The 24,537-nt window shown below is 56.1% G+C and carries 19 protein-coding genes and 1 riboswitch; of the genes, 6 read left to right on the top strand and 13 right to left on the bottom strand.

Annotation, left to right across the window (positions count from 1 at the left end; all coding sequences use genetic code 11):
• Positions 1-440: 440 nt before the first annotated feature.
• Together murI and btuB are read right to left on the bottom strand one after the other, a co-directional pair.
• Positions 441-1,292, bottom strand: coding sequence for a glutamate racemase (gene murI / locus P349_RS02355; protein ID WP_032648495.1), 852 nt, complete (start codon positions 1,290-1,292; stop codon positions 441-443).
• On the bottom strand, positions 1,237-3,090 hold the full coding sequence (gene btuB / locus P349_RS02360) for a TonB-dependent vitamin B12 receptor BtuB (RefSeq protein WP_024909851.1): 1,854 nt from the start codon (positions 3,088-3,090) through the stop codon (positions 1,237-1,239). Before btuB ends, murI begins: the two co-directional genes overlap by 56 nt.
• Positions 3,091-3,156: 66 nt before the next feature.
• Positions 3,157-3,332, bottom strand: a riboswitch (cobalamin riboswitch).
• 104 nt (positions 3,333-3,436) lie between these two features.
• On the opposite strand from btuB, the gene trmA reads away from it, so the two are divergent.
• The gene (gene trmA / locus P349_RS02365; RefSeq protein WP_032648493.1) at positions 3,437-4,537 is read left to right on the top strand and encodes a tRNA (uridine(54)-C5)-methyltransferase TrmA; all 1,101 of its coding nucleotides are present in this window, start codon (positions 3,437-3,439) and stop codon (positions 4,535-4,537) included.
• Positions 4,538-4,625: 88 nt separating this feature from the next.
• Here trmA and P349_RS02370 read toward each other — a convergent pair whose 3' ends face one another.
• Both P349_RS02370 and fabR read right to left on the bottom strand, forming a co-directional pair.
• Positions 4,626-4,985 carry a YijD family membrane protein gene (locus tag P349_RS02370; protein ID WP_008501783.1) on the bottom strand — a complete coding sequence of 120 codons (360 nt, stop codon included), beginning with the start codon at positions 4,983-4,985 and terminating at the stop codon, positions 4,626-4,628.
• 9 nt (positions 4,986-4,994) lie between these two features.
• Entirely contained in the window at positions 4,995-5,633 is a 639-nt protein-coding gene (gene fabR, locus P349_RS02375; RefSeq protein ID WP_008501784.1) for an HTH-type transcriptional repressor FabR, read from the bottom strand.
• A 196-nt stretch (positions 5,634-5,829) separates the two neighbouring features.
• Here fabR and sthA point away from each other — a divergent pair, with 196 nt between their 5' ends.
• Positions 5,830-7,230 carry a Si-specific NAD(P)(+) transhydrogenase gene (sthA, locus tag P349_RS02380; protein WP_008501785.1) on the top strand — a complete coding sequence of 467 codons (1,401 nt, stop codon included), beginning with the start codon at positions 5,830-5,832 and terminating at the stop codon, positions 7,228-7,230.
• On the opposite strand, the gene oxyR is transcribed toward sthA, so the two are convergent.
• The 4 genes from oxyR to argC all read right to left on the bottom strand — a co-directional run bounded on the left by oxyR (position 7,204) and on the right by argC (position 11,674).
• Positions 7,204-8,130 (bottom strand): DNA-binding transcriptional regulator OxyR, encoded by a 927-nt coding sequence (gene oxyR / locus P349_RS02385; protein ID WP_023333839.1) that lies wholly within the window; start codon positions 8,128-8,130, stop codon positions 7,204-7,206. The two genes, sthA and oxyR, sit on opposite strands and share 27 nt — an antisense overlap.
• 305 nt (positions 8,131-8,435) lie before the next feature.
• Positions 8,436-9,809, bottom strand: coding sequence for an argininosuccinate lyase (gene argH / locus P349_RS02390; RefSeq protein ID WP_032648491.1), 1,374 nt, complete (start codon positions 9,807-9,809; stop codon positions 8,436-8,438).
• Positions 9,810-9,886: 77 nt separating this feature from the next.
• The gene (gene argB, locus P349_RS02395; RefSeq protein WP_090420882.1) at positions 9,887-10,663 is read right to left on the bottom strand and encodes an acetylglutamate kinase; all 777 of its coding nucleotides are present in this window, start codon (positions 10,661-10,663) and stop codon (positions 9,887-9,889) included.
• 6 nt (positions 10,664-10,669) lie between these two features.
• The gene (gene argC, locus P349_RS02400; RefSeq protein WP_032648489.1) at positions 10,670-11,674 is read right to left on the bottom strand and encodes an N-acetyl-gamma-glutamyl-phosphate reductase; all 1,005 of its coding nucleotides are present in this window, start codon (positions 11,672-11,674) and stop codon (positions 10,670-10,672) included.
• 88 nt (positions 11,675-11,762) lie between these two features.
• Between argC and argE the strand changes: the two genes are divergently transcribed.
• The 3 genes from argE to P349_RS02415 all read left to right on the top strand — a co-directional run bounded on the left by argE (position 11,763) and on the right by P349_RS02415 (position 16,779).
• A complete protein-coding gene (gene argE / locus P349_RS02405) occupies positions 11,763-12,914 on the top strand; it encodes an acetylornithine deacetylase (RefSeq protein WP_008501790.1) in 1,152 nt (383 codons plus the stop codon).
• 271 nt (positions 12,915-13,185) lie between these two features.
• Positions 13,186-15,837: a phosphoenolpyruvate carboxylase gene (gene ppc, locus P349_RS02410; RefSeq protein WP_024909175.1), complete on the top strand. Its 2,652-nt coding sequence runs from the start codon at positions 13,186-13,188 to the stop codon at positions 15,835-15,837.
• Between the two features lie 93 nt (positions 15,838-15,930).
• Positions 15,931-16,779 (top strand): helix-turn-helix transcriptional regulator, encoded by an 849-nt coding sequence (locus P349_RS02415; protein WP_032648488.1) that lies wholly within the window; start codon positions 15,931-15,933, stop codon positions 16,777-16,779.
• Here P349_RS02415 and P349_RS02420 read toward each other — a convergent pair.
• From P349_RS02420 to P349_RS02440, 5 genes are read right to left on the bottom strand one after another with little or no spacing between them, the layout of a single operon-like run.
• Positions 16,766-17,122 carry a PTS fructose-like transporter subunit IIB gene (locus P349_RS02420; RefSeq protein WP_024909177.1) on the bottom strand — a complete coding sequence of 119 codons (357 nt, stop codon included), beginning with the start codon at positions 17,120-17,122 and terminating at the stop codon, positions 16,766-16,768. The genes P349_RS02415 and P349_RS02420 overlap by 14 nt on opposite strands.
• 2 nt (positions 17,123-17,124) lie before the next feature.
• Positions 17,125-18,000 carry a [formate-C-acetyltransferase]-activating enzyme gene (locus tag P349_RS02425; RefSeq protein ID WP_032648487.1) on the bottom strand — a complete coding sequence of 292 codons (876 nt, stop codon included), beginning with the start codon at positions 17,998-18,000 and terminating at the stop codon, positions 17,125-17,127.
• Complete coding sequence (locus P349_RS02430; protein WP_032648485.1) at positions 17,966-20,263, bottom strand: formate C-acetyltransferase; 2,298 nt, start codon at positions 20,261-20,263, stop codon at positions 17,966-17,968. Before P349_RS02430 ends, P349_RS02425 begins: the two co-directional genes overlap by 35 nt.
• Positions 20,264-20,314: 51 nt before the next feature.
• Complete coding sequence (locus P349_RS02435; protein ID WP_032648483.1) at positions 20,315-20,635, bottom strand: PTS fructose-like transporter subunit IIB; 321 nt, start codon at positions 20,633-20,635, stop codon at positions 20,315-20,317.
• Between the two features lie 14 nt (positions 20,636-20,649).
• Positions 20,650-21,729, bottom strand: coding sequence for a PTS fructose transporter subunit EIIC (locus P349_RS02440; protein WP_032648482.1), 1,080 nt, complete (start codon positions 21,727-21,729; stop codon positions 20,650-20,652).
• A gap of 303 nt (positions 21,730-22,032) precedes the next feature.
• Here P349_RS02440 and ptsP point away from each other — a divergent pair, with 303 nt between their 5' ends.
• Positions 22,033-24,534: a phosphoenolpyruvate--protein phosphotransferase gene (ptsP, locus tag P349_RS02445; RefSeq protein WP_032648480.1), complete on the top strand. Its 2,502-nt coding sequence runs from the start codon at positions 22,033-22,035 to the stop codon at positions 24,532-24,534.
• The last annotated feature ends 3 nt before the right edge of the window (positions 24,535-24,537 follow it).

The raw sequence follows: 24,537 nt of genomic DNA, 5'->3' as shown, positions 1-24,537 counted from the left end.
CATGTGTTAGGCCTGCCGCCAGCGTTCAATCTGAGCCATGATCAAACTCTTCAATTTAAGTTTGATGCTCGTGAATTAAACTTCGTAATGAATTACGTATGTTCACTCAGAGACTTGGTATTCATTTATTGTCCGAAGACATTAAGAATCCATGTCACTTTGAGTGCCCACACAGATTGTCTGATAAATTGTTAAAGAGCAGTTGCAACGCGGCGTTAAGCTCACCGTTGCGAGGTCCCGTATATTACGTTTTCCTCATTCAGAGTCAAGTGATTATTTTCGCTTTTCTCTGCTGGCGTTCATCTCTGAACCCCGCTAACCCGGCGGCCTGTAAGCCGTTGTTCCGTGTCAGTGGAGGCGCATTATAGGGAGTTCTCAGACGTTGACAACCCCTCTTTTAAAAAAAACTTTCAACCGTCTCTTTTTTGCTCAAAACCGTGCTACAGCGCCAGTTTTTCGAGCGTTTCAAAGCCATAACGGCGTAAAACGGGTAAAAGTTGCTCAGTCTCTTTCGTGATGGCCATACAAAACGCGATATTCGCATCGGTAGATTTCGCATCCGGCGCTTCATGCTCCAGCAACCAGGCCGTACGACGGGCAATAGCCGCACCGGAATCCACCAGGCGTGTCCCCTCCGGCAGCACCTTCAGTAGCTCTTCCTGTAATAGCGGGAAGTGGGTACAGCCCAGCACAACGGTATCCGGAGGTTCGGGCATACGCAGCCACGGACGTAGAATACGACGCAGCTCCTCGAGTGATACCGCCTTGCCATGCAGCTTCGCTTCAGCCATCTCCACCAGCTCAGCCGAACCCAGCATCGCTATCTGGCATTCGTTTGCAAAACGGTCGATCAGCTCGCGGGTATAAGGACGCTTTACCGTACCCCGCGTGGCCAGCAAGCCCACAATGCCGTTCGCCGTCAGACGCGCGGCAGGCTTTATTGCAGGAACGACGCCCACAACCGGGAACTGGAATTTTTCACGCAGGGCGGGAAGAGAAACGGTGCTCGCCGTATTACAGGCGATGACGGCCAGCGCAAGGGGATAGCGCTTTTGTACCGCAGTGACGATTTCCACCACACGCTCAACAATAAAATCTTCGCTCTTTTCCCCGTACGGGAAAGCGACGTTATCGAAGGCGTAGATGTAATGGAGATCCGGCAGAAGATGCCGAATCTCATCATAGACCGAAAGCCCACCGACGCCGGAATCAAACACCAGCACGGTGGGACGCGGATTAGAAGGTGTAGCTGCCAGACAAGGTGTATTCCCGTCCTGCAGTTTGGTAGCCATAAACTGTCTCGTAATCTTTATCGAACAGATTGGCTATTTTACCACGAACTGTGAGATGTGAGGTGACAGGATACGAAACTGCGACATCCCACAGACTAACACCGCCCATTTTCACGCGTTCTGACGAATAGGTGTCTGGATCAATCGCGACATCATAGCGAGTGCCCAGATAACGGTAGGCAAGGTTCCAGTCGAGATCCCATACCTGCCAGTCAAGCTGGTACTTAACCTGCTGCTTAGAACGACGGGCCAGTACTTCGTTGGTTTTGGCATTACGCGGGTCGACATAATCGTAGGAAATCTGATGCCCGACCGGGCCAGTATCGAACTGTGCCGTCGCTTCCACACCTTTAATACGTGCTTCGTCAACATTGTAGTAACGATACGTATGCGGATCGCTGCTAATAAGATTATCAATGTCATTGCGATAACCGGTGATACGCCAGTTGACCGGTCCCGTCAGGCCTTCAAAGCCACCTTCCCACTGCTTACTCTCCTCTGGTTTAAGGTCCGGATTACCGTAAGAGGCACTGTGGATCTGGCTCATGGTCGGTGCTTTAAATGCGGTACCGTAGGAGGCAATGACGCGATAGCCCTCCACAAACTCCCACGCTGCGCTGGTTTGCCATGTTCCATGGTTACCAAAGTTGGAGTTATCGTCATTACGCGCCGCCGCTTCAAGCGTCACGCTGCTGAACTGCTGCATCGCCGAAACAAACACGCCGGTATTGCGTTGCTCGTAACCTTTCTCCAGATAGCCCGTTCCAGCCTGGGTCTTCTGCTTTTGCCAGTCCAGACCTGCGCCAATGTTGCCGTGACCGACTTCTACGGTGTTGAGCCATTGGGTGGTGTACTGCTTCACGTCATCCATGGTGGCGGAATCAGCGTAACGCCCTTTCTTCGGATCATAGTTCTGATCTTTACTGCGACCATAGCCCGCCACCAACTGTGACTGGAAAATCCCCTGGTTGTAACGCAGACCGGTGTCCCAGTTCTGGCTGTAGAGCTGGCGAGTATCAGGTCGTCCATCCACCATAAAGTTGGCGTCGTAGTGATCGTAACCGTCATACGCGGTGCGGTTGTCATAACCAAAGCCACGGAAGAAGCCGCTCACGCTGTCGGTAATCTGCTGTTCCACGGAGCCGTACAGCGATTTACTCATAAAGCCATCGCGGTCAGGCTGGCGCGGCGCATCTTTTGCGGCGATGTCAAAACCCCGGGTATAGGTGTAGTTACCCGCCATGGTGATTTTGGTTTTATCCAGCACCTGCTGGAAAGCGCCATCATAGGTCTGATATCCCTTAGAGCCAACGCCCGCTGAGATTTCTGCACCCGGCTTATCACGTCCGGTAATGATGTTAATCACGCCACCAATCGCGTCGGAGCCATACAGGGCTGAACGCGGACCACGGATGTACTCAATACGCTGAATCAGCGAGGTCGGGATTTGGCTCAGATCGGGAACGTTGCTGATCCCGGCGTTATTCAAAGGAATACCGTCAACCAGCACCAGCACATGGCGAGATTCCGTTCCGCGAATAAAAGTCGAAGAGTTCGAGCCCATTCCACCGCTTTGCGCGATATCCACGCCAGGCAGACGTGACATGATTTCCACCACGCTCTTTGCCTGCCAGCGCTCAATGTCTTCACGCGTCACGACGGACGTCGGTGCCAGAACAGTTTTTGCCGGTTGTTCAAAACGATTTGCCGTCACCACCAACGAGTCGGCGCTGTCCTGCGCCCAGCCCGAAAATGCCGTGACGGACAACGCCGTCAACAGCGATACTTTTTTAATCATTGTTAAAGCATCCACAATATAAGAAGGATGCCGCAGGCCTCATCGATAGCACGCGATGATGAAACCAAATGCGACGTGATCCCGGCAGGTCTTCGGGCTAGGTGGCTATATAAGGATGAAGACTTCCCATTTTCACAGTGTCTACAACGCTCATCCCGCCAGTCTTTACCGCTGCGCGTCAGCTCCAGATTTACACTGGATTCCCTTTTCACTCTCAGGAGACCGGAAACAGAATGCTACAATTAGACACGTATGGATGTCCAGACAGCTATTGGCCATTAAATCTGGACATCCCCTGAACAATGCCTACAATCGCCGCGTAATTCTTTATCACTCAGGACGCATCATGACCCCAGAACACCTCCCGACAGAACAGTACGACGCGCAGCTGGCAGAGAAAGTTGTCCGCCTGCAAAGTATGATGACGCCTTTCAACGCGCCCGTTCCCGAGGTGTTCCGCTCTCCTGTCAGCCACTACCGCATGCGCGCCGAGTTCCGCATCTGGCACGACGGTGACGACCTGTACCACATCATTTTCGATCAGCAGACAAAGTCCCGTATCCGCGTGGACAGCTTTCCGGCGGCGAGCGAGCTCATTAACCAGTTAATGACGCTGATAATGGACGGCGTGCGTAACAATCCGGTACTGCGTAACAAGCTGTTCCAGATTGACTACCTGACCACGCAAAGCAATCAGGCGATTGTCTCCCTGCTGTACCACAAAGCCCTGAACGACGAGTGGCGCGAGCAGGCAGAAGTGCTGCGCGATGCGCTGCGCGCGCAGAACATCAACGTTCACCTGATTGGCCGCGCGACCAAAACCAAAATCATGCTGGATCAGGACTACATCGACGAGCGCCTGCCGGTAGCGGGTAGAGAGATGGTTTACCGTCAGGTCGAGAACAGCTTCACCCAGCCGAACGCCGCGATGAACGTGCAGATGCTGGAGTGGGCGCTGAAGGCGACGGAAGGGTCAACGGGCGATCTGCTTGAGCTCTACTGCGGTAACGGCAACTTCTCGCTGGCGCTGGCGCGTAACTTCGATCGCGTGCTGGCAACGGAAATCGCCAAGCCGTCGGTGGCCGCCGCGCAGTACAACATTGCCGCTAACCATATCGACAACGTGCAGATCATTCGCATGGCCGCTGAAGAGTTTACCCAGGCCATGAACGGCGTTCGCCAGTTTAACCGCCTGGAAGGGATCGATCTGAAGAGCTACCAGTGTGAGACGATTTTTGTCGACCCGCCGCGCAGTGGCCTGGACAGCGAAACAGAGAAGATGGTGCAGGCGTACCCGCGTATTTTGTACATCTCCTGTAACCCGGAGACGCTGTGCAAGAACCTGGAAACGTTAGGCCAGACGCACAAGGTTGAACGTCTGGCGCTGTTCGATCAGTTCCCTTATACGCACCATATGGAGTGCGGTGTACTGCTCATGGCGAAGTAATGTGGCCTTGTAGGGCAGGTAAGCGAAGCGCCACCTGCCAAAAAGCCGGATGGCGCTTCGCTTATCCGGCCTACAATGACAAAACCCTTTACTCCGGTAACTGGCTCTTACGGCTACGCATGCGCGAGCCAATCCAGAACACCAGCGCCACAGACAGTACCGCAGGGAAGAAGTTAGAGCCGATATCCGGATATTCCGCGCGAACCACGGTGCTGTACAGCAATACGCCCAGAATAAAGCAGGCGGCGGCCAGCCCCGGTAACCCCACCGGCATGGTGCGGTTCAGGTAACGTTGATGCAGGCAGTACACCGTCAGCACCAGCGCAATAAGCGGGAAAATCGAAAACGGCACGATTGAGCTAAAAATAGCGGCAAACGTACCATTAATGGATAAGCCAGCGATCAATGCCAGCAACAGCGTCCCTTTATCCTGACCTGACTGTTTCACTACTCACCTTCACTCTTCGGTTTGATGTGCCAGTTTCTCTTGTTCACGGCGATACCAGTAGTACGCGCCTTTGGAGATCATCCTGAGCTGTAATACCAGTCGCTCTTCGAGCTGCTTGCGTTGTTCAATGCTGACATCCAGCGCTTCGGCACCCGCGCTGAATACAATCGTCACCATCGCCTCGGCCTGTGCTTCAGTAAACGCACGCGGCATATGGTTTTCGAGTTCAAGATAGTCGGCAAGTTCCGCGATGAAGTGCTGAATTTCGCGCGCGACGGCGGCACGAAACGCTGCCGATGTGCCCGAACGCTCGCGCAGAAGCAGACGAAACGCGTTGGGATTGTTGCCGATAAATTCCATAAAGGTCGATACGGAGGTGCGGATCACGCTGCCCCCTTTGGCGATACGCTGACGCGCCTGGCGCATCAGCTGACGCAGCATCAGGCCGCTCTCGTCGACCATGGTCAGGCCCAGTTCATCCACATCACGGAAGTGACGATAGAAGGACGTTGGCGCAATCCCGGCCTCACGTGCGACTTCGCGCAGGCTCAAACTGGCAAAACTCCGCTCGGCACTCAGTTGACTGAATGCGGCTTCCACCAGCGAACGCCGGGTTTTCTCTTTTTGTTGTGCTCTTACGCCCATCACGATAGTTGAATCCTTCCAAAGGCCTGATGGCACTATACCAGAGAATAAAATTAATCTGTTTGCCTGGCTTTGTGAATGATTGTTTACGTGCGGTTTGTGCTCCACTGCCGGAAAAAAGCACAACGATAATTGGGTTACTCTGGCAATGATGTTATGATTCTGTTGCTTTTATGTATAAGAACAGGTAAGCCTTGCCATGCCACATTCCTACGATTACGACGCAATAGTTATTGGTTCCGGCCCCGGCGGCGAAGGCGCTGCTATGGGTCTGGTGAAACAGGGAGCCAGAGTAGCGGTCATTGAGCGCTACCATAATGTCGGCGGCGGTTGCACCCACTGGGGCACCATCCCTTCGAAAGCCCTCCGCCACGCCGTTAGCCGCATTATCGAATTTAACCAGAACCCTCTTTACAGCGACCATTCCCGACTTCTTCGTTCATCTTTTGCCGACATACTGAATCACGCGGATACTGTCATTAACCAGCAGACGCGTATGCGTCAGGGGTTTTATGAGCGTAACCACTGCGAAATTTTGCAGGGTAACGCGCATTTTGTGGATGAACACACCCTGGCACTCGAATGCCACGACGGGTCGGTTGAAACCATCACCGCTGAAAAATTTGTGATTGCCTGCGGTTCACGCCCATACCATCCGGCCGACGTGGACTTTTCGCACCCGCGCGTCTACGACAGCGACTCGATTCTGAGCCTGCACCATGAACCCCGCCACGTCATTATCTATGGCGCAGGAGTCATCGGCTGCGAATATGCGTCGATCTTCCGCGGAATGGACGTCAAAGTTGACCTGATCAACACCCGCGACCGCCTGCTGGCGTTCCTCGATCAGGAAATGTCAGATTCGCTCTCCTACCACTTCTGGAACAGCGGCGTGGTGATTCGCCACAACGAAGAGTACGAGAAAATCGAAGGATGCGACGACGGGGTGATCATGCACCTGAAGTCCGGCAAGAAGCTGAAAGCGGACTGCCTGCTGTACGCCAACGGCCGTACCGGCAATACCGATTCCCTGCAGCTGGAAAATATCGGACTCGAGACCGACAGCCGCGGTCAGCTGAAGGTCAACAGCATGTATCAGACCGCCCTGCCGCACGTTTACGCGGTCGGCGACGTGATTGGCTACCCAAGCCTGGCTTCAGCCGCTTACGACCAGGGACGCATTGCGGCTCAGGCGCTGGTGAAAGGCGAAGCGACGGCTCATCTGATTGAAGATATCCCGACGGGCATCTACACCATCCCGGAAATCAGTTCCGTAGGGAAAACCGAGCAGCAGCTGACGTCTATGAAGGTGCCTTACGAGGTGGGTCGTGCGCAGTTTAAACATCTGGCGCGGGCGCAAATCGTGGGGATGAGCGTGGGTACGCTGAAAATTCTGTTCCATCGCGAGACGAAAGAGATCCTCGGCATTCACTGCTTTGGTGAACGCGCCGCGGAAATCATTCATATCGGACAGGCGATAATGGAGCAGAAAGGTGGTGGTAACACCATTGAGTACTTCGTTAACACCACCTTTAACTACCCGACCATGGCGGAAGCCTACCGGGTAGCGGCACTAAACGGCCTGAACCGCCTGTTTTAACGCGCTGTCGAAATGGCCATCCATCGAACCACGGATGGCCTCTGCCAGCTGCTCATAGCGGCTGCGCAGCGGTGACCCCGGACGATACACCAGGCCGATAGTGCGACGCGGCTCCGGCTTGATGCACGGCAAATAGACCACGCCATCACGCTTACGCTCGCGCGGCACGGCCAGCGCAGGCAGCAGCGTTATACCGCTTCCCGCCGCGACCATGTTACGCAGCGTTTCCAGGCTGGTTGCGCGGAAATGGGTATCCTCATCCGCACCCGCTTCGAAGCAGAAGCCCATCGCCTGGTCGCGCAGGCAGTGGCCATCTTCCAGCATCAGCAGCTTTTCACCCGCCAGATCGGCCATCGGCACGCGATCGCGGTTCGCCCACGGGTGATCTTCATAGATCGCCAGCATCATCGGCTCATCGAACAACGGCACTTCAATAAAGGCTTCACTCTCTTTTACCAGTGCCAGAATGGCGCAGTCGAGCTTGCCGCTATCTAACTGCGCCAGCAGCTGATGGGTTTGCGCTTCGTGCAGGTACATTTCGAGTTTCGGGAACGTCTGGTGCAGCATCGGAATGATGTGCGGCAACAGGTACGGGCCAACGGTTGGGATCAGGCCAATATGCAGCGGGCCGGACATCGCCTCCCCCTGCTGGCTTGCCATTTCCTTGAGCACTTTGACCTCGCGCAGCACGGTGCGCGCCTGATCCACCAGCAGAAGACCTGCCTGTGTGAACAGAACCTTACGACTGGTGCGCTCCAGCAGCATCACGCCCAGCTCGTCTTCCAGCTTGCGGATCTGGCCACTCAGCGTGGGCTGGCTGACGTGACAGGAATCTGCCGCGCGGCGAAAGTGACGATGCTCGGCTAACGCTACCAGGTATTCAAGATCACGAATATTCATTATTCATCCTCCGTCGCCACGATAGTTCATGGCGATAGATAGCATAGCAACGAACGATTATCCCTATCAAGCATTCTGTTGAATAATACACCACATAGACGAGGCGGCACGTGTTTGACCCTTGACGTCCCCGCACCGTCAGCGAGTTTCTCTCAAAACTCGAACAACTAAAGCCAACGTGAACTTTTGCGGACCCCGTGGTCCGCTTTTTTTTGCGTAAAAAAAAGCCCAGCGCTAAGCCAGGCTCCGTTTTTCTCCCTCTCCCTGTGGGAGAGGGCCGGGGTGAGGGCACCAGCCCGCACGGTTCAAACCAGCCGGTTTTTCGCATCCGTAATCGCCTGCGCCACCTGCTTAGGCGACACGCCGCCTTTCGCGGCACGCTTGTCCAGACAGGACTGCAGCGCCAGAATCGGATACACATCATCCCCGATAACCGCGCTGAACTTCTGCAGATCGGCCAGCGCCAGATCCTCCAGCGGTTTACCCTGACGAATGGCTTCCACAACCGCTTCACCGACAATATGGTGCGCTTCACGGAACGGTACGCCCTTCGCCACCAGATAATCCGCCAGTTCGGTAGAGTTCGCATAGCCCTGCTGCGCCGCTTCCTGGCAGCGCGGACGCTTCACCTGAATGCCATCCAGCACCAGCGCGCCCATATGCAGACAGTCCAGCCAGGTGTCGAGCGCGTCGAACAGCCCCTCTTTGTCTTCCTGCATGTCTTTGTTGTACGCCAGCGGCAGCCCTTTCAGGGTCATCATCATGCCGGTCAGCGCACCCTGCACGCGGCCACATTTGCCGCGGATCAGCTCGAGCGCGTCCGGGTTTTTCTTCTGCGGCATCAGGGATGAGCCTGAGGTCACGCGGTCGGACAGTTCGACGAAGCCCGCTTCGCCGGAGTTAAAGAAGATCAGATCTTCAGCAAAGCGCGACAGGTGCACCATCCCGATAGACGCATTGGAGAGCAGCTCCAGCACGTGGTCGCGGTCAGAGACGCTGTCCAGGCTGTTACGGGTGGCGGAGGCAAAGCCCAGCCAGCCTGCCAGCTGTTCACGGTCGATTTCGTAAGCGGTACCCGCCAGCGCGCCGCTGCCCAGCGGGCTGACGTCCAGACGTTTCAGGGTATCCTGCAGACGGCTTTCATCACGCGCCAGCATCTCAACGTAGGCCAGACACCAGTGCGCAAAGGTCACCGGCTGCGCGCGCTGCAGGTGGGTATAACCCGGCATCACCGCGTCCTGGTTGTTCTGCGCGGTTTCCACCAGCGCGCTCTGCAGCTGACGGTTGGCCGCCAGCAGTTCGCCGACGGTATCTTTACACCACAGCTTCAGGTCGGTGGCGACCTGGTCGTTACGGCTCCGGCCGGTATGCAGCTTTTTACCCAGCTGGCCGACCTTGTCGATCAGTTTGCCTTCCACCCAGCTGTGAATATCTTCGGCATCGCTCTGCAGGATTTGCTGCGGATCCAGACGCACCTCTTCCAGCAGATTGTTCAGCGCTTCTTCCAGCTGTAATTGTTCGTCTGCGGTCAGTACGCCTACCGTTACCAGCGCTTTGGACCAGGCCACAGAGCCGACAATATCCTGTTCGGCCAGGCGGTAGTCGAAGCGCAAAGAGTCGTTGAACTGTTTGAACCGCTGATCCGCTGCCTGTGTAAAACGCCCACCCCAAAGTGCCATAACATGCTTCCTTAATATCTTTGAATTTCATTGCCCGGTGGCGCTGCGCTTACCGGGCCTACAAAACATTAAATCGATTACGCTAAAATACGCGTGCCAATCGGCGTGCCGTTAAACAGCGCCGGAAGCTGCTCCGCGTGACGCCATGAGGCGATATCCACCGGGCGGCCCAGCGTGCGTGCCGCATCCAGCGCGGCGTTCACTTTGACGATCATGCCGTCGGTGATGATGCCCTGCGCAATCAGCTGCTCGGCTTTCTCAGCCGTCATTTCCGCAATGCGCTGGCCTTTACCGTCCAGAATGCCGCTCACGTCGGAGAGCAGGATCAGGTCCGCACCCAGCGTTGCCGCCAGCGCGGTCGCCGCCTGGTCAGCGTTAACGTTCATCAGCTCGCCCTCTTCGGTCACGCCGATGGAGCTCACCACCGGCAGGAAACCGCCTTCCAGCAGCGTGTTAATCAGCTTAGGCGAACCTGGCTGCGCCAGTCCAACGTGGCCGAGTTCTTCGTCGAGCTGGGTCACTTTTACGCTGTCGCCATCGCCCAGATAGAGGCCCACGGACGCGATATGGTGTTTCTTCGCCCACGCCAGCAGCGTTTTGTTCGCCGTACCCGCCAGCGCGCCGGTAATGATGTCAATCTGGTCAGCAGGCGTCACGCGCAGGCCGTTCTTCTTTTTCACCGGCAGGTTGAGCCCTTTCATCAGCTCATCCACCACGCAGCCACCGCCGTGCACAATCACCAGCGGACGTTGATGTGATTCGCGATAGTTCACCAGCGCGGTAAACAGACGCTCCAGCGCTTCTTCGCTGTCCAGCAGTACACCACCGAGTTTGATAATTAATGGGTTCATCATCACACCTTAAATAAGAGCCTGCGTTTCCGGGAAACCGAAACGAATATTTGCACACTGCATTGCCTGTGCGGCAGCGCCTTTCAGTAAGTTATCTTCTGCGGCCACCACGATGAGATGCTCACCCTGAACGGCAAAGCCGATATCGCAGAACGGCAGACCGACCACGTTTTTCAGCGCCGGCACGCCTTTGTCGTACAGGCGCACCAGCGGTTTATCCGCATACGCCTGCGTGAAGACCTCGCTCACCTGCTCTTTGGTCACGCCCGGTTTCAGGCGGCAGGTGATGGTTTCGAGGATCCCACGCGGGAAGCTGCCCAGGTGCGGGGTGAAAATGACGTCCGCGCCCAGATGCGTCGTGATTTCAGGGTGATGACGGTGATTAAACACGCCATACGGCTGAAGGCTCACTTCGCAGAAGCTATTGGAGATCGCCGCCTTGCGTCCTGCACCGCTCACGCCGCTGGTGGCGTTGATCACCGGCCACTGGTTCAGATCCAGCAGACCCGCGTCGATCAGCGGCTTCAGGGAAAGCTGCGCCGCCGTCGGGTAGCAGCCCGGAACGGCAATCAGGTCCGCTTCTTTCAGTTTATCTGCGCTCCACTCCGCCAGACCGTACACCGCTTTTTCAAGCAGATCAGGGTGCTGATGGGTGAAACCATAATATTTTTCGTAGAACGCGCCGTCGTTAACGCGGAACGCGCCGGAGAGGTCGAAGACCACGCAGCCGGCCGCCAGAAACTGCGGCGCCAGGTCGTGGCTGACCTCATGCGCGGTGGCTAAAAACACCACGTCGACGCCGTCGGTAAACTCGCTGATGTCAGACATGGGCTGCAGCGGCAGATCGACCATGCCCTTAAGCTGCGGATGCAAATCGGAAATTAACTTTCCTGCATCATTGCTTTGCGCTGACACGGTCAAAGCGGTTATGGTCATATGTGGATGGCGATTCACGTAGCTTACAAGCTCTGCGCCCGCATAACCGCTAGCGCCTACAATCAGCGTATTCAACATCGGGTTCCTTTATGCTCAACGTTAATGTATTTTTATTCACATTTATTGCATGAATATTGATACTATCACGACCTAAGGTGTGTCAACAATGAAAATGAACTTACCGCCATTTATCGAGATCTACCGCGCCCTGATTGCCACACCGTCCATCAGCGCAACGGAAGAAGCGCTGGATCAGAGCAATGAGTCTTTAATCAATCTGCTGGCGGGTTGGTTTAGCGATCTTGGGTTTAACGTTGAGGTTCAGCCCGTCCCCGGCACTCGCCACAAATTTAACCTGCTCGCCAGCACCGGAACCGGTGCGGGCGGTCTGCTGCTGGCCGGTCATACCGACACCGTGCCGTTTGACGATGGCCGATGGACGCGCGATCCGTTCACCCTGACCGAGCACGACAACAAGCTCTACGGTCTGGGCACCGCCGACATGAAAGGCTTCTTCGCCTTTATCCTCGACGCGTTGCGTGACGTGGACGTGACGAAGCTGAAAAAACCGCTCTACATTCTGGCGACCGCTGATGAAGAGACCAGCATGGCGGGCGCGCGCTACTTCTCTGAAAACACGTCGATTCGCCCGGATTGCGCCATTATCGGTGAGCCGACGTCTCTGCAACCGATCCGCGCGCACAAAGGCCATATTTCTACCGCCGTGCGCGTGCTGGGCCAGTCCGGCCACTCCAGCGATCCGGCGCGCGGCGTGAACGCCATCGAGCTGATGCATGACGCCATCGGCCGCATCATGACCCTGCGCGACGATCTGAAAGAACGCTATCACTACGAGGCGTTCACCGTACCGTATCCGACCCTGAACCTCGGCAGCCTGCACGGGGGTGATGCCTCCAACCGTATCTGCGCCTGCTGCGAACTGCACATGGATATTCGCCCGCTGCCGGGCATGACCCTGAGCGATCTTGACGGCCTGTTGAATGAGGCTCTGGCCCCGGTGAGCGAGCGCTGGCCGGGTCGCCTGACGGTCTCCGAACTGCATCCGCCGATCCCGGGTTATGAATGCCCGCCGGACCATCAGCTGGTTGAAGTTGTGGAAAAACTGCTCGGTGAGAAAACCGACGTGGTGAACTACTGCACCGAAGCGCCGTTTATTCAGACGCTTTGCCCTACCCTGGTCCTTGGCCCTGGCTCCATCAACCAGGCGCACCAGCCGGATGAATATCTGGAGACCCGCTTTATCAAGCCCACCCGCGAACTGATTACCCAGGTTGTGCATCACTTCTGCTGGCATTAAAACCGCACCGAAGAGTCCCCTCTCCCTGTGGGAGAGGGTTAGGGTGAGAGCAACAAATCGCATGATCTCCGTCACATTCCCATAAGCATCTCTTATCTGACGCAATGCGAATTAAATTTCGTAAATTGCCCGCATTTATTCGTTTGCTGAACCGTTTTCGCAGCAATTGACGACGGGGGTTTTACGTGGCTTTATAAAGGGAGATGACAAAATAATGTCCAGAAGATTTTCGCCTGGGCATAAACAAAAATGATGGGGTGACTGGGTTTTTATGAACGAACAATATTCCGCGTTGCGTAGTAATGTCAGTATGCTCGGCAAAGTGCTTGGAGATACCATCAAAGATGCGTTGGGGGAGAACATCCTCGACCGCGTTGAAACCATCCGCAAGCTGTCTAAATCTTCCCGTGCCGGTAACGAGGCCAGTCGTCAGGAGCTGCTCACCACTTTGCAGAACCTCTCTAACGATGAGCTGCTGCCCGTTGCACGCGCCTTCAGCCAGTTCCTGAACCTGGCCAACACCGCTGAGCAATACCACAGCATTTCGCCAAACGGCGAAGCGGCCAGCAACCCGGAAGTCATTGCCCGCACCCTTCGTAAACTGAAAGACCAGCCAGACCTCAACGAAGCCACCATCAAAAAAGCGGTGGAGTCGCTTTCGCTGGAGTTGGTGCTGACCGCACACCCAACCGAAATTACCCGTCGCACCCTGATCCACAAAATGGTGGAAGTGAACAACTGCCTCAAGCAGCTGGATAACAAAGACATTGCCGACTACGAACGCAACCAGCTGATGCGCCGTCTGCGCCAGCTGATTGCCCAGTCCTGGCACACCGATGAAATTCGTAAGCATCGCCCAAGCCCGGTCGACGAAGCCAAATGGGGCTTTGCGGTGGTGGAAAACAGCCTGTGGGAAGGGGTGCCTAACTACCTGCGCGAGCTGAACGAACAGCTGGAAGAGAACCTCGGCTACCGCCTGCCGGTTGATTTTGTTCCGGTGCGCTTCACCTCCTGGATGGGCGGTGACCGCGACGGCAACCCGAACGTGACCGCGGAAATCACCCGCCACGTCCTGCTGCTGAGCCGCTGGAAAGCGACCGATCTGTTCCTGAAAGATATTCAGGTATTGATCTCCGAGCTGTCGATGGTTGAAGCAACGCCGGAACTGCGCGCGCTGGCCGGCGAAGAAGGCGCCAGCGAGCCGTACCGTTTCCTGATGAAAAAACTGCGTGGTCAGCTGATGGCCACTCAGGCCTGGCTGGAAGCGCGCCTGAAAGGCCAGCGCCTGCCAAAACCAGAAGGCCTGCTCAGCCAGAACGAACAGCTCTGGGAGCCGCTTTACGCCTGTTATAAATCACTGCAGGCCTGCGGGATGGGTATCATCGCTAACGGCGAACTGCTCGACACCCTGCGTCGCGTGAAGTGTTTCGGCGTGCCGCTGGTGCGTATCGACGTACGTCAGGAAAGTACCCGTCATACCGAAGCGCTGGGCGAGCTGACCCGCTATCTCGGCATCGGCGATTATGAAAGCTGGTCCGAAGCTGACAAGCAGGCGTTCCTGATCCGCGAGCTGAACTCGAAGCGCCCTCTGCTGCCGCGCAACTGGGAGCCAAGCAACGAAACCCGCGAAGTGCTCAACACCTGTAAAGCGATCGTTGATGCGCCGAAAGGATCGGTGGCCGCCTATGTGATCTCCATGGCGAAGACCCCGTCCGACGTGCTTGGCGTTCACCTTCTGCTGAAAGAAGCGGGAATCGACTACGCCCTGCCGGTCGCCCCGCTGTTTGAGACCCTCGACGACCTGAACAATGCCAACGACGTCATGAGCCAGCTGTTGAATATCGACTGGTACCGCGGCTTTATTCAGGGCAAACAGATGGTGATGATTGGCTATTCCGACTCCGCGAAAGACGCGGGCGTGATGGCAGCATCCTGGGCGCAATATCAGGCACAGGACGCACTGATCAAAACCTGCGAGAAAGCCGGTATTGAACTGACCCTGTTCCACGGACGCGGTGGTTCAATTGGCCGTGGCGGCGCACCGGCGCACGCAGCGCTGCTGTCGCAGCCGCCGGGAAGCCTGAAAGGCGGCCTGCGCGTCACCGAGCAGGGCGAGATGATCCGCTTCAAATACGGCCTGCCGGAAGTGACCATCAGCAGCCTGTCGCTCTATACCAGCGCGATCCTGGAAGCCAACCTGCTGCCACCGCCGGAGCCGAAAGCCTCCTGGTGCCATATCATGGACGAGCTGTCGGCTATCTCCTGCGATCTGTACCGCGGCTACGTGCGTGAAAACAAAGATTTCGTCCCTTACTTCCGTTCAGCCACCCCTGAGCAGGAGCTGGGTAAACTGCCGCTGGGCTCACGTCCTGCAAAGCGTCGCCCAACCGGTGGCGTAGAGTCTCTGCGCGCGATCCCGTGGATCTTTGCCTGGACGCAGAACCGCCTGATGCTGCCCGCCTGGCTGGGTGCCGGTGCTGCGCTGCAAAAAGTGGTGGAAGACGGCAAACAGAACGAACTGGAAACCATGTGCCGCGACTGGCCATTCTTCTCTACCCGTCTGGGAATGCTGGAGATGGTCTTCTCGAAAGCTGACCTGTGGCTGGCGGAATACTACGACCAGCGTCTGGTGAAACCTGAACTGTGGGCGCTGGGTAAAGAGCTGCGCGAACTGCTGGAAGGCGACATCAAAGTGGTGCTGGACATCGCCAACGACTCACATCTGATGGCGGACCTGCCGTGGATTGCCGAGTCTATTCAGCTGCGTAACATTTACACCGACCCGCTGAACGTCCTGCAGGCAGAGCTGCTGCACCGTTCGCGTCTGGCGGAAGAAGAAGGGAAAGAACCGGATCCACGCGTTGAACAGGCGCTGATGGTGACGATTGCGGGCGTTGCGGCGGGTATGCGTAACACCGGCTAATGCTTTATGCCCGGCGGCGCTGCGCTTGCACGGGCCTACGTTAAGTAGGCCGGGTAAGCGTTAGCGCCACCCGGCAATACCCTGGTATCCACCATGCACCACGACATTACCCGCATCCTGACGGACCTGATCAATAGCACAACGCCGCTGCGTCAGGTGCATTTTGCAAACCCAGCGATCTCCGCCCCCGAACTTGCCTTGCAGGTCGATTTTCCGCGTCTGGAGATTGTGATCGAAGGTTCGATGACAGACCTTGCTGGCTGCGTTTTACAGCAGGGTGATGTTTTATACGTCCCGGCTGGCGGCTGGAATAATCCACAATGGCAAGCCCCCGCAACAACGCTGAGCATCCTGTTTGGCAAACAGCAGCTTGGGTTTAGCCTTTTGCACTGGGACGGTGTAGACGTTCGTAACCTGGCGAAGCAGCACGTTGCCCGCCGCGGTCCGCGCATTGGCTCGCTTCTCTTACAGACGCTCCATGAAATGCAGATGCAACCGCACGAGCAGCAAACCGCGCGGCTGATTATCGCCAGCCTGCTTAGCCACTGCGTCGACCTGCTGGGGAGTCAGATCCAAACCGCCTCCCGCAGTCAGGCTCTGTTTGAAGCGATTCGGGTCTATATTGACGAACACTTCGCCACTCCGCTTACCCGGGAATCCGTCGCGCAGGCGTTTTATATCTCCCCAAACTACCTGTCGCATCTGTTTCAGAAAACGGGCGCAGTGGGTTTCAATGAGTACCTGACGCATACCCGGCTTGAACACGCGCGCCAGCTGTTGAAAGGGTATGATTTAAAAGTGAAAGAGGTGGCGCATGCCTGCGGATTTGTCGACAGCAACTATTTCTGCCGGTTATTTCGCAAGAACACGGAGCGTTCGCCGTCAGAATACCGCCGCCAGTATCACAGCCAGCTCACCGGAAAGGCAGCTAGTCCAGAATGACCTGAGTATGCTGCGGAGCGGATAGCATTTTACGCACCGCTCCCATCACCTTTTGGGGATCACGTAAAAAGGCGTTAATACCGCACTTCACGTAGCGCGTATGCTCGAAACGTTCACTGCCCGCCAGTTCGATATCAGTAATGAGCAATACGACATCGGCACGCCGGATGTCCTCTTCCGTAAGCTCGCTCTCAACGCCCAGCGCTCCCTGCGTCTCGATGTTAACGCTCCACTTCTCCTGCTGGCAGAGCTTTTCCAGCCGTTCGGCAGCCATATAGGTATGTGCGACGCCACTGACGCACGCGGTCACCGCCACCAGATGACGTCCCGCTATCACTGTCATGTTCAGCCTCCCAGGGTAACATTGAAACCTTCGCGCTCGGCCAGTAGACGCATCGCTGACACCTCATCTTCTGTCGGCGGGCTCGCTTGCCGCATTCCCCACTTCTGCCCCAGCAGGCGGTATTTTGGCTCCCCATACTGATGGAAGGGCAATAAATGCAGCTGCCGTATTCCTGAAGGTAGCAGGAAAGCCAGCACGCGCGCCATGTTCGTTTCGTTAAGCGTATAGCCAGGAATAAGCGGGACGCGGGGAATCACGTTTATCCCGTCAGCCACCAGCTGACGGAAATTATCCAGTACTCTGGGAAGATTCATTGCCACAATTGATTGGGCCAGCGCCGTGTCCATGATCTTCAAATCAAACAGCACTTCATCACACTGGCGCGCCAGCGGCATTAGTCGGGACAACGGCGCATCGCCTGCCGTTTCGATGGCCGTATGCACGCCGAAACGACGCAGCCTCTGTAGAAACTTTGTCGCGAAAGGCGCCTGCAGCAACACTTCCCCGCCCGAAAGCGTCACCCCGCCTCCCGAGGAACGAAAGAAGACATCGTCTTTCATTACCTCGTTTTCCAGCTCATCCAGGGTCACATCTCTTCCGATATGCCCGAAGGCACCGGACGGACATTCATCTGCGTCCCGCAGGCAGGGAACACAGTGCAGGCATTTACTTTCCCGACGCACCGTTTCGATTTTCGGCGAGATCGACTCCGGATTCGCGCACCACGGACAGCGGTGAGGGCAGCCTTTAAAAAAAACCACCGTACGGATGCCGCGTCCGTCATTTAATGAGTAGCGCTGGATATTGAAAATACGCGCCACGTCGACGCGCGTTTCAACCACGTCACAGCTGATGCGCTGTGCGGCGGATAATGTCATCCTGGATCTCCTTCGATAGCTCAACAAAGAAGGCGCTGTACCCTGCAACGCGTACCACCAGCCCGGCAAAATCCTGCGGACGCTGTTGCGCTTCACGCAGTGTTTCCGCATTCACCACGTTGAACTGGATATGCTGCAACTTAAGCTGGGTGAAGGCGCGAAGGAAATCCGCCAGCTTTTGCAGCCCGGCATCACCTTCCAGCGTCGCAGGGGTGAATTTAACGTTTAGCAACGTGCCGTTAGATAACAGATAGTTATCCAGCTTACTTACCGATTTCAGTACCGCCGTCGGGCCCTGCATATCTTGTCCAAGCATCGGCGAGAGTCCACCGTCTGCCAGTTGTTCCCCGGCAAAACGGCCATCGGGCGTTGCCCCCACCACCGCCCCCAGCGGCACGTGTGCCGATACGGTATAAGAACCCGGGGTGAACTGCCCGCCGCGCGGGTTGCGGTATTTTTCGACCTCTTTACAGTAGTGGCGCAGCAGTTCAGCGCTGATGTTGTCGACATCATCGATATCATTGCCGTATTTTTCGAAGCGATTGATCAACCGGGCGCGGATTTTTTTGCCCTCAGGCGTGGCAAAGTTAGCGTTTAACACGGCTAACAGCGCGTCAAAACTTAAGCGCTGCTGTTCAAAGACCAACCCCTTCAGGGCGTGCAGCGAGTCGCTCAAATTCGCTATCCCAATGCCCTGTACGCCGGAAAAGTTATAGCGCGCGCCACCGTCGGTGATGTCTTTCCCTGATGCTAAGCAATCGCTGATAAAAGAAGAGAGCAATGGCACCGGAGCCCAGTCACGATGGCCGATATCGCAGATATTGCTCCCCTCGACCATCAGCGCAATGTAGTGATTAATTTTGGCGCGAATATGCTCCAGCAAGCCTTCATAACTCAGCGCTGCGTTGCCTTCGTTCTCCTGCATCGCGATTTCCATCACCTTCAGCAGGTTAAACATCGCGATATCGTGCAGACCGTAGGTTTTACCCGGAATTGACAGCTCTACACAGCCAACCACCGCGTAGTCGCGCGCATCTTCCAGCGACACTCCCCTGTTGAGGAAGGCAGGCACCACCACTTCATCGTTAAAGATCTGCGGGATGCCGGTACCCAGGCGGATCGTCTCCGCCGTTTTAAGCAGGAAGGGCCGGTCGATAAGTTCGTTAACCCGCACGCCGAGATTCGGTTGAGGAAGCTGAACGCTCTGGTAAGCATCCAGACACAGGAAGGAAAGCACGTTCACCGCGCTACGACCGCTCTCCGTCAGGCCGCCCAATAGTGCGGTATACCCGGTCGGAAACCCGGCAAAATAGCGGGCGCTGCTGGTGGAGCGTAAAAGCACCACGTCATTGCACTTCACCCACAGCGATTCCAGAATCTCATTCAGGAACGCGGGTTCTTCGCCCTGTGAGAGCGAGGCCTGATAAAAGGGCAGCATGTACTGGTCAAAGCGCCCGATGGAGAGCGAGCTGGCGTTAGATTCATACTGCAAAATGACGTTCATGTACCAGAAGAGCTGACACGCCTGCCAGAACGTTTGCGGCTTATGCTGCGCGTTGTGGCGCGAGATTTCTGCCATCTTCTGTAATTCTTCACGCCGTGAAGCTTCATCACAGACGGTAGCAAGGGTTTCAGCCAGCGCGGCGTAGCGCAGAATATGACGCTGGGACGCTTCAAGCAGAATCAGTGCGGCGGCATAGAACGTGTTCTGCGCATCGCGGGCGCAGTATTCGCGCAATTCCTCCACCAGCACACCCAGGCCGTTATTGAGCAGGCGCGGATAATCAATAATGATATGCCCCTGCCCTTTGTCCGTTTGGTTGACGCTGAAAATTTGCGTCCCCACAGCGGCTTTCACCTCATCCGTCATCTGGCTGTTAATGAAATCCTTCATCGACCGTTTTTCCCAGTAGGGATACAGCACGTCACGGTAGATCTGCTTATCCTCATCGCTGATTTCAAAGCGATCCTGCGGACGCGTGGCAAACTGGTCCAGCTCCTTAAGCAGCCAGTAGGGATCCATCTCAGGAGACATAATGCCCGCACGCGGTTTAACGGTCCGGTTTCCGGCAATCAGTTCCTCATCACGAATCGCGATGTTCACATAGTCAAGAATGTACGCCGTGGCTTTTGCACGCCTGAGGATAACCGGCTCGCCCTCCGTCTTCTTATGGCTGGCGGTATAGAGCAAAGCACGCTCAAGCGAGATTTCACGTGGGCTGGCAAAAAGTGCGTCTTTCAAACGCTGGGTACGATTCGTCATGAGGGAACTCCTGTAACGGAAAACGAGCCCGCCCCGAAGGGCGGGAGAGCGTCAGGCGGTTTGCGCCAGGTGGGCATCAATTTTGTTCATGATGGCGTCAGCGCGTTTCACCGCGTCGCTGATGTTGACGCGCACGATGGTTTTCCCGGTAAAACGTTCTTCGAACTTAATGCCAATATCTTTGGTCAGGATCACCATATCCGCTGCGGCGATATCCTCAGCATTCAGTTCGTTCTCAAGACCAATCGACCCCTGCGTTTCAACCTTCACTTCCCAGCCTTTGGCTCTAGCGGCGCTTTCCAGCGCTTCGGCCGCCATGTAGGTATGAGCAACGCCTGACGGGCATGCGGTTACTGCGATAATTCGGGCCATGTTCTCTTCCTCACTCAGTTAATTTCGAAATCCAGATCCAGGTCGTCCTCTTTTTCATCGACCTGTTTTGCATTCTTGCGGGCAATACTCTTCAGCACGTTGACGCTAATGGCAGTCACCATAGCCCCTACGGCAACCGCCGCGATGTAGCCCAGCTTGCCCTCCACCACAGGGAGAACGATAAGCCCGCCCCATCCGGCATAACATTGCGCGCCCATCACGGCAGCCGTCACTGCGCCACACGCGGATCCCAGCATGATGGAGGGAATGACACGCAGAGGGTCGGCTGCGGCGAACGGAATGGCCCCTTCGGTAACCCCCACGCAGCCCATCACTAATGCTGCCTTGCCCGCTTCACGCTCTTCACCGGTAAAATTCTTGCGATTAATCAACGTCGCCAGGCCTAAGCCCAGAGGAGGCACGCAGATACCTACCGCCGCAATCGCCACCACGGTGTAGACGCCCTGAGCAACGCAGATCAGCATGAAGGCATAGGCGACTTTATTAATCGGGCCGCCCATGTCGAAGGCCAGCATCAATCCCATGATGATGGCCAGCACGACGATGCTGCCCTGCTGCATCCCTTGCAGCCACTGGGTTAAGCCCGTCGTCAACGCACCAACAGGTTCGCCCAGACCCCACATCATGATGCCCGCGGTAACAAAGGTGCCGATGATAGGGATGATGAAGATAGGCATGACGGAGCGCAGGACTTTCGGGACCGGCAGTTTTTTCAGATACCAGACCACAATCCCGCCGAGGATCCCGGCAATAATGGCGCCGAAGAAACCCGCACCGAAGCTGTTACCAACCCACGCGGCAATAGCACAGGGAGCAAGCGCGGCGCGCTCGGCAATGGAGTAGCCAATATAGGCGGCCAGGAAAGGCACCATCAGCGTTAACCCCGCCACGCCGATATCGAATAGCTTTTTGAGGTTGGGATCGGTTGCGGCATCCGGTACCGCGCCCTTGCCGTACAGCATGACTGAAACCGCCAGCAAAATACCGCCCGCGACCACGAACGGGATCATGTGCGACACCCCGGTCATCAGATGCTGCCGCGTGTTCTTGAGAATATGCACCAACTCTTTCATATGTCGCTCCAGGCCTAAAACCATAAAGATGTTGTGGCAAACAATAGGCAATCAGAAAGACGGCGGACAGGAGACAAAAAGGCCATTTACTGGATTTTTGTAATGTCGAAATGAAAATGCGATCCGCCTCGACATTTCGAAGCACTCCGGCGTTAAGCAAAAATTAATAACCTGTGAGTCAAATCTCACTTTTCGCGTGATATTACATTTATCCAGTGTTTGGCAGATTTGTCACATGGCGCGCATCATCACCACGCTCGTATGCTGTTCCCCAATGAATGTTGATTGCTTTCAGGAGTGTGTATGGCTCTGGTAGTGGAATTTACCTGTGAATTACCCAACGGGGTTCACGCGCGTCCGGCAAGTCATGTGGAGACGCTGTGCAATACGTTTATCTCGCAGATCGAATGGCATAATCTGCGCACCGACCGAAAAGGGAATGCCAAGAGCGCACTGGCACTTATTGGCACCGACACGCTGGCAGGCGACGCCTGTCGTCTGGTGATCCACGGTGAAGATGAGCAGAGCGCCCATCAAAAGCTGGAACAATGGCTCCGGGAAGAGTTCCCACACTGTGATGCACCGCTCGCAGAAGCCATCAATATTGAGCGCGATCCGCTGCCAGAATCCCTCGCGCGCCTTAATCCAACGCTTTTCCGCGCCCTGCCCGTTTGCAGCGGTAGCGTCCAGGGCGTGTTGACCTTGCTGACCTCGCTGGATCTCAATGCACTGACGGATTTACCCGACGTGAAAAACGTGGAAGAAGAGCAGTCAGCGCTGGATAGCGGCCTCACCCTGCTGGTGAAAAATATTGAGCTGCGCGCGCTGGACAGCGACAGCACCGCCAACGCCATTCTTGAAGCCCATCGTTCGCTGGCTACGGATACCTCTTTGCGCCAGCATCTTCTTGCGGGCGTAAGCCAGGGGCTAAGCTGTGCGCAAGCGACAATCGCCACAGCCAACCATTTCTGCGATACGTTCTCTCGTTCCAGCAGCAGCTACTTACGGGAACGTGCGCTGGATGTGCGCGATGTCTGCTATCAACTTTTACAACATATTTATGGTGAACAACGCTTCCCCGCACCGGGACAGCTCACTCAACAGAGTGTTTGTCTGGCTGATGATCTTACGCCCGGCCAGTTCCTGGAACTCGATAAAACCTTACTTAAGGGGCTGCTGTTAAAAAGCGGCGGAACCACCTCGCACACCGTCATTCTTGCACGTTCCTTTAATATTCCGACGCTGGTGGGCGTCGACAGTGAAAGCCTGCTGCAGTGGCGCAATAAACCCGTATTTATTGATGGCAATGCCGGTGCGGTCGTGGTCAACGCCAGCGATGCGGTGGCACGCTACTACCGCCAGGAAGCACGAGTACAACAGGCACTACGCGAGCAGCAGCGTATCTGGCTCGATCGGGAAGCCAGAACCGCCGATGGCCTGCGCGTTGAGATTGCCGCGAACATCGCCCACGCGGTGGAAGCGCAGGCAGCATTCGGGAACGGCGCCGAGGGCGTTGGCCTGTTTCGCACCGAAATGCTGTATATGGACCGCAGCAGCGCACCCGGTGAAAACGAGCTGTACAACATTTTCTGTCAGGCGCTGGAGAGTGCAAACGGGCGCAGCATTATCGTGCGCACCATGGATATCGGCGGCGATAAGCCGGTGGCGTACCTGAATATCCCGGCCGAAAACAACCCGTTCCTCGGCTACCGCGCCGTACGCATTTACGAAGAGTATGCAGCGCTTTTCACCACCCAGCTTCGGGCGATCCTGCGCGCCTCTGCTCACGGCAGCCTGAAGATCATGATCCCGATGATCTCTTCTATGGAAGAGATCCTGTGGGTGAAAGAGAAACTTGCCGAAGCGAAACAGCAGCTCCGGGCTGAACATATTCCATTTGATGAAAAAATCCCGCTCGGCATCATGCTGGAAGTGCCTTCGGTAATGTTCATCATCGATCAGTGCTGTGAAGAGATTGATTTCTTTAGCATCGGCAGCAATGACCTGACGCAATATCTGCTGGCCGTCGACCGCGACAACGCCAAAGTCACACGCCACTACAACAGCCTGAACCCAGCCTTCCTGCGGGCGCTGGATTACGCGGTGCAAGCCGTCCATCGCCAGGGGAAATGGATTGGCCTGTGCGGCGAACTGGGTGCAAAAGGTTCGGTGCTGCCATTGCTGGTGGGTCTGGGTTTGGACGAACTGAGCATGGGGTCGCCCGCCATTCCGGCAACCAAAGCGCGCCTGGCACAGCTTGATAGCCGCGCCTGCCGCCAGCTGCTGAACCAGGCCATGGCGTGCCGCACCTCGCTTGAAGTGGAACACCTGCTGGCACAGTTCCGCATGAATCAGCAGGACACGCCGTTGGTCACACCTCGCTGTATTTCGCTGGACAATGACTGGAACAGTAAAGAAGAGGTCATGAAAGGGATGACCGATAACCTGCTGCTCGCCGGACGTTGCCGCTACCCCCGCAAGCTGGAGGCCGATCTGTGGGCGCGCGAAGCCGTATTCTCTACCGGTCTTGGCTTCAGCTTCGCCATTCCGCACAGCAAGTCTGAGCACATTGAGCAATCCACCATCAGCGTCGCACGCCTGAAATCGCCCGTCATGTGGGGAGATGAAGAAGCACAATTCATCATCATGCTGACGCTGAACAAACACGCCGCGGGCGATCAGCATATGCGTATTTTCTCCCGTCTGGCACGCCGCATCATGCATGACGATTTCCGCAGCGCGCTGGTCAACGCCAGCTCAGAAGAGGCCATCGCCTCCCTGCTGCAACACGAATTAGAACTCTGAAAC

Origin of the sequence: Enterobacter sp. DC4 (assembly GCF_000568095.1) — a bacterium.
Lineage (GTDB): Bacteria > Pseudomonadota > Gammaproteobacteria > Enterobacterales > Enterobacteriaceae > Enterobacter > Enterobacter pseudoroggenkampii.
Note: the sequence above shows the minus strand (reverse complement) of the source record. Positions and strands in the feature narration are given on the sequence as shown.

Excerpts from the sequence above, each read along its gene's own strand:
- murI (WP_032648495.1), bottom strand. The coding sequence starts at position 1,292 with ATGGCTACCAAACTGCAGGACGGGAATACACCTTGTCTGGCAGCTACA.
- btuB (WP_024909851.1), bottom strand. The coding sequence starts at position 3,090 with ATGATTAAAAAAGTATCGCTGTTGACGGCGTTGTCCGTCACGGCATTT.
- trmA (WP_032648493.1), top strand. The coding sequence starts at position 3,437 with ATGACCCCAGAACACCTCCCGACAGAACAGTACGACGCGCAGCTGGCA.
- sthA (WP_008501785.1), top strand. The coding sequence starts at position 5,830 with ATGCCACATTCCTACGATTACGACGCAATAGTTATTGGTTCCGGCCCC.
- oxyR (WP_023333839.1), bottom strand. The coding sequence starts at position 8,130 with ATGAATATTCGTGATCTTGAATACCTGGTAGCGTTAGCCGAGCATCGT.
- argH (WP_032648491.1), bottom strand. The coding sequence starts at position 9,809 with ATGGCACTTTGGGGTGGGCGTTTTACACAGGCAGCGGATCAGCGGTTC.
- argB (WP_090420882.1), bottom strand. The coding sequence starts at position 10,663 with ATGATGAACCCATTAATTATCAAACTCGGTGGTGTACTGCTGGACAGC.
- argC (WP_032648489.1), bottom strand. The coding sequence starts at position 11,674 with ATGTTGAATACGCTGATTGTAGGCGCTAGCGGTTATGCGGGCGCAGAG.
- argE (WP_008501790.1), top strand. The coding sequence starts at position 11,763 with ATGAAAATGAACTTACCGCCATTTATCGAGATCTACCGCGCCCTGATT.
- ppc (WP_024909175.1), top strand. The coding sequence starts at position 13,186 with ATGAACGAACAATATTCCGCGTTGCGTAGTAATGTCAGTATGCTCGGC.
- P349_RS02415 (WP_032648488.1), top strand. The coding sequence starts at position 15,931 with ATGCACCACGACATTACCCGCATCCTGACGGACCTGATCAATAGCACA.
- P349_RS02420 (WP_024909177.1), bottom strand. The coding sequence starts at position 17,122 with ATGACAGTGATAGCGGGACGTCATCTGGTGGCGGTGACCGCGTGCGTC.
- P349_RS02425 (WP_032648487.1), bottom strand. The coding sequence starts at position 18,000 with ATGACATTATCCGCCGCACAGCGCATCAGCTGTGACGTGGTTGAAACG.
- P349_RS02430 (WP_032648485.1), bottom strand. The coding sequence starts at position 20,263 with ATGACGAATCGTACCCAGCGTTTGAAAGACGCACTTTTTGCCAGCCCA.
- P349_RS02435 (WP_032648483.1), bottom strand. The coding sequence starts at position 20,635 with ATGGCCCGAATTATCGCAGTAACCGCATGCCCGTCAGGCGTTGCTCAT.
- P349_RS02440 (WP_032648482.1), bottom strand. The coding sequence starts at position 21,729 with ATGAAAGAGTTGGTGCATATTCTCAAGAACACGCGGCAGCATCTGATG.
- ptsP (WP_032648480.1), top strand. The coding sequence starts at position 22,033 with ATGGCTCTGGTAGTGGAATTTACCTGTGAATTACCCAACGGGGTTCAC.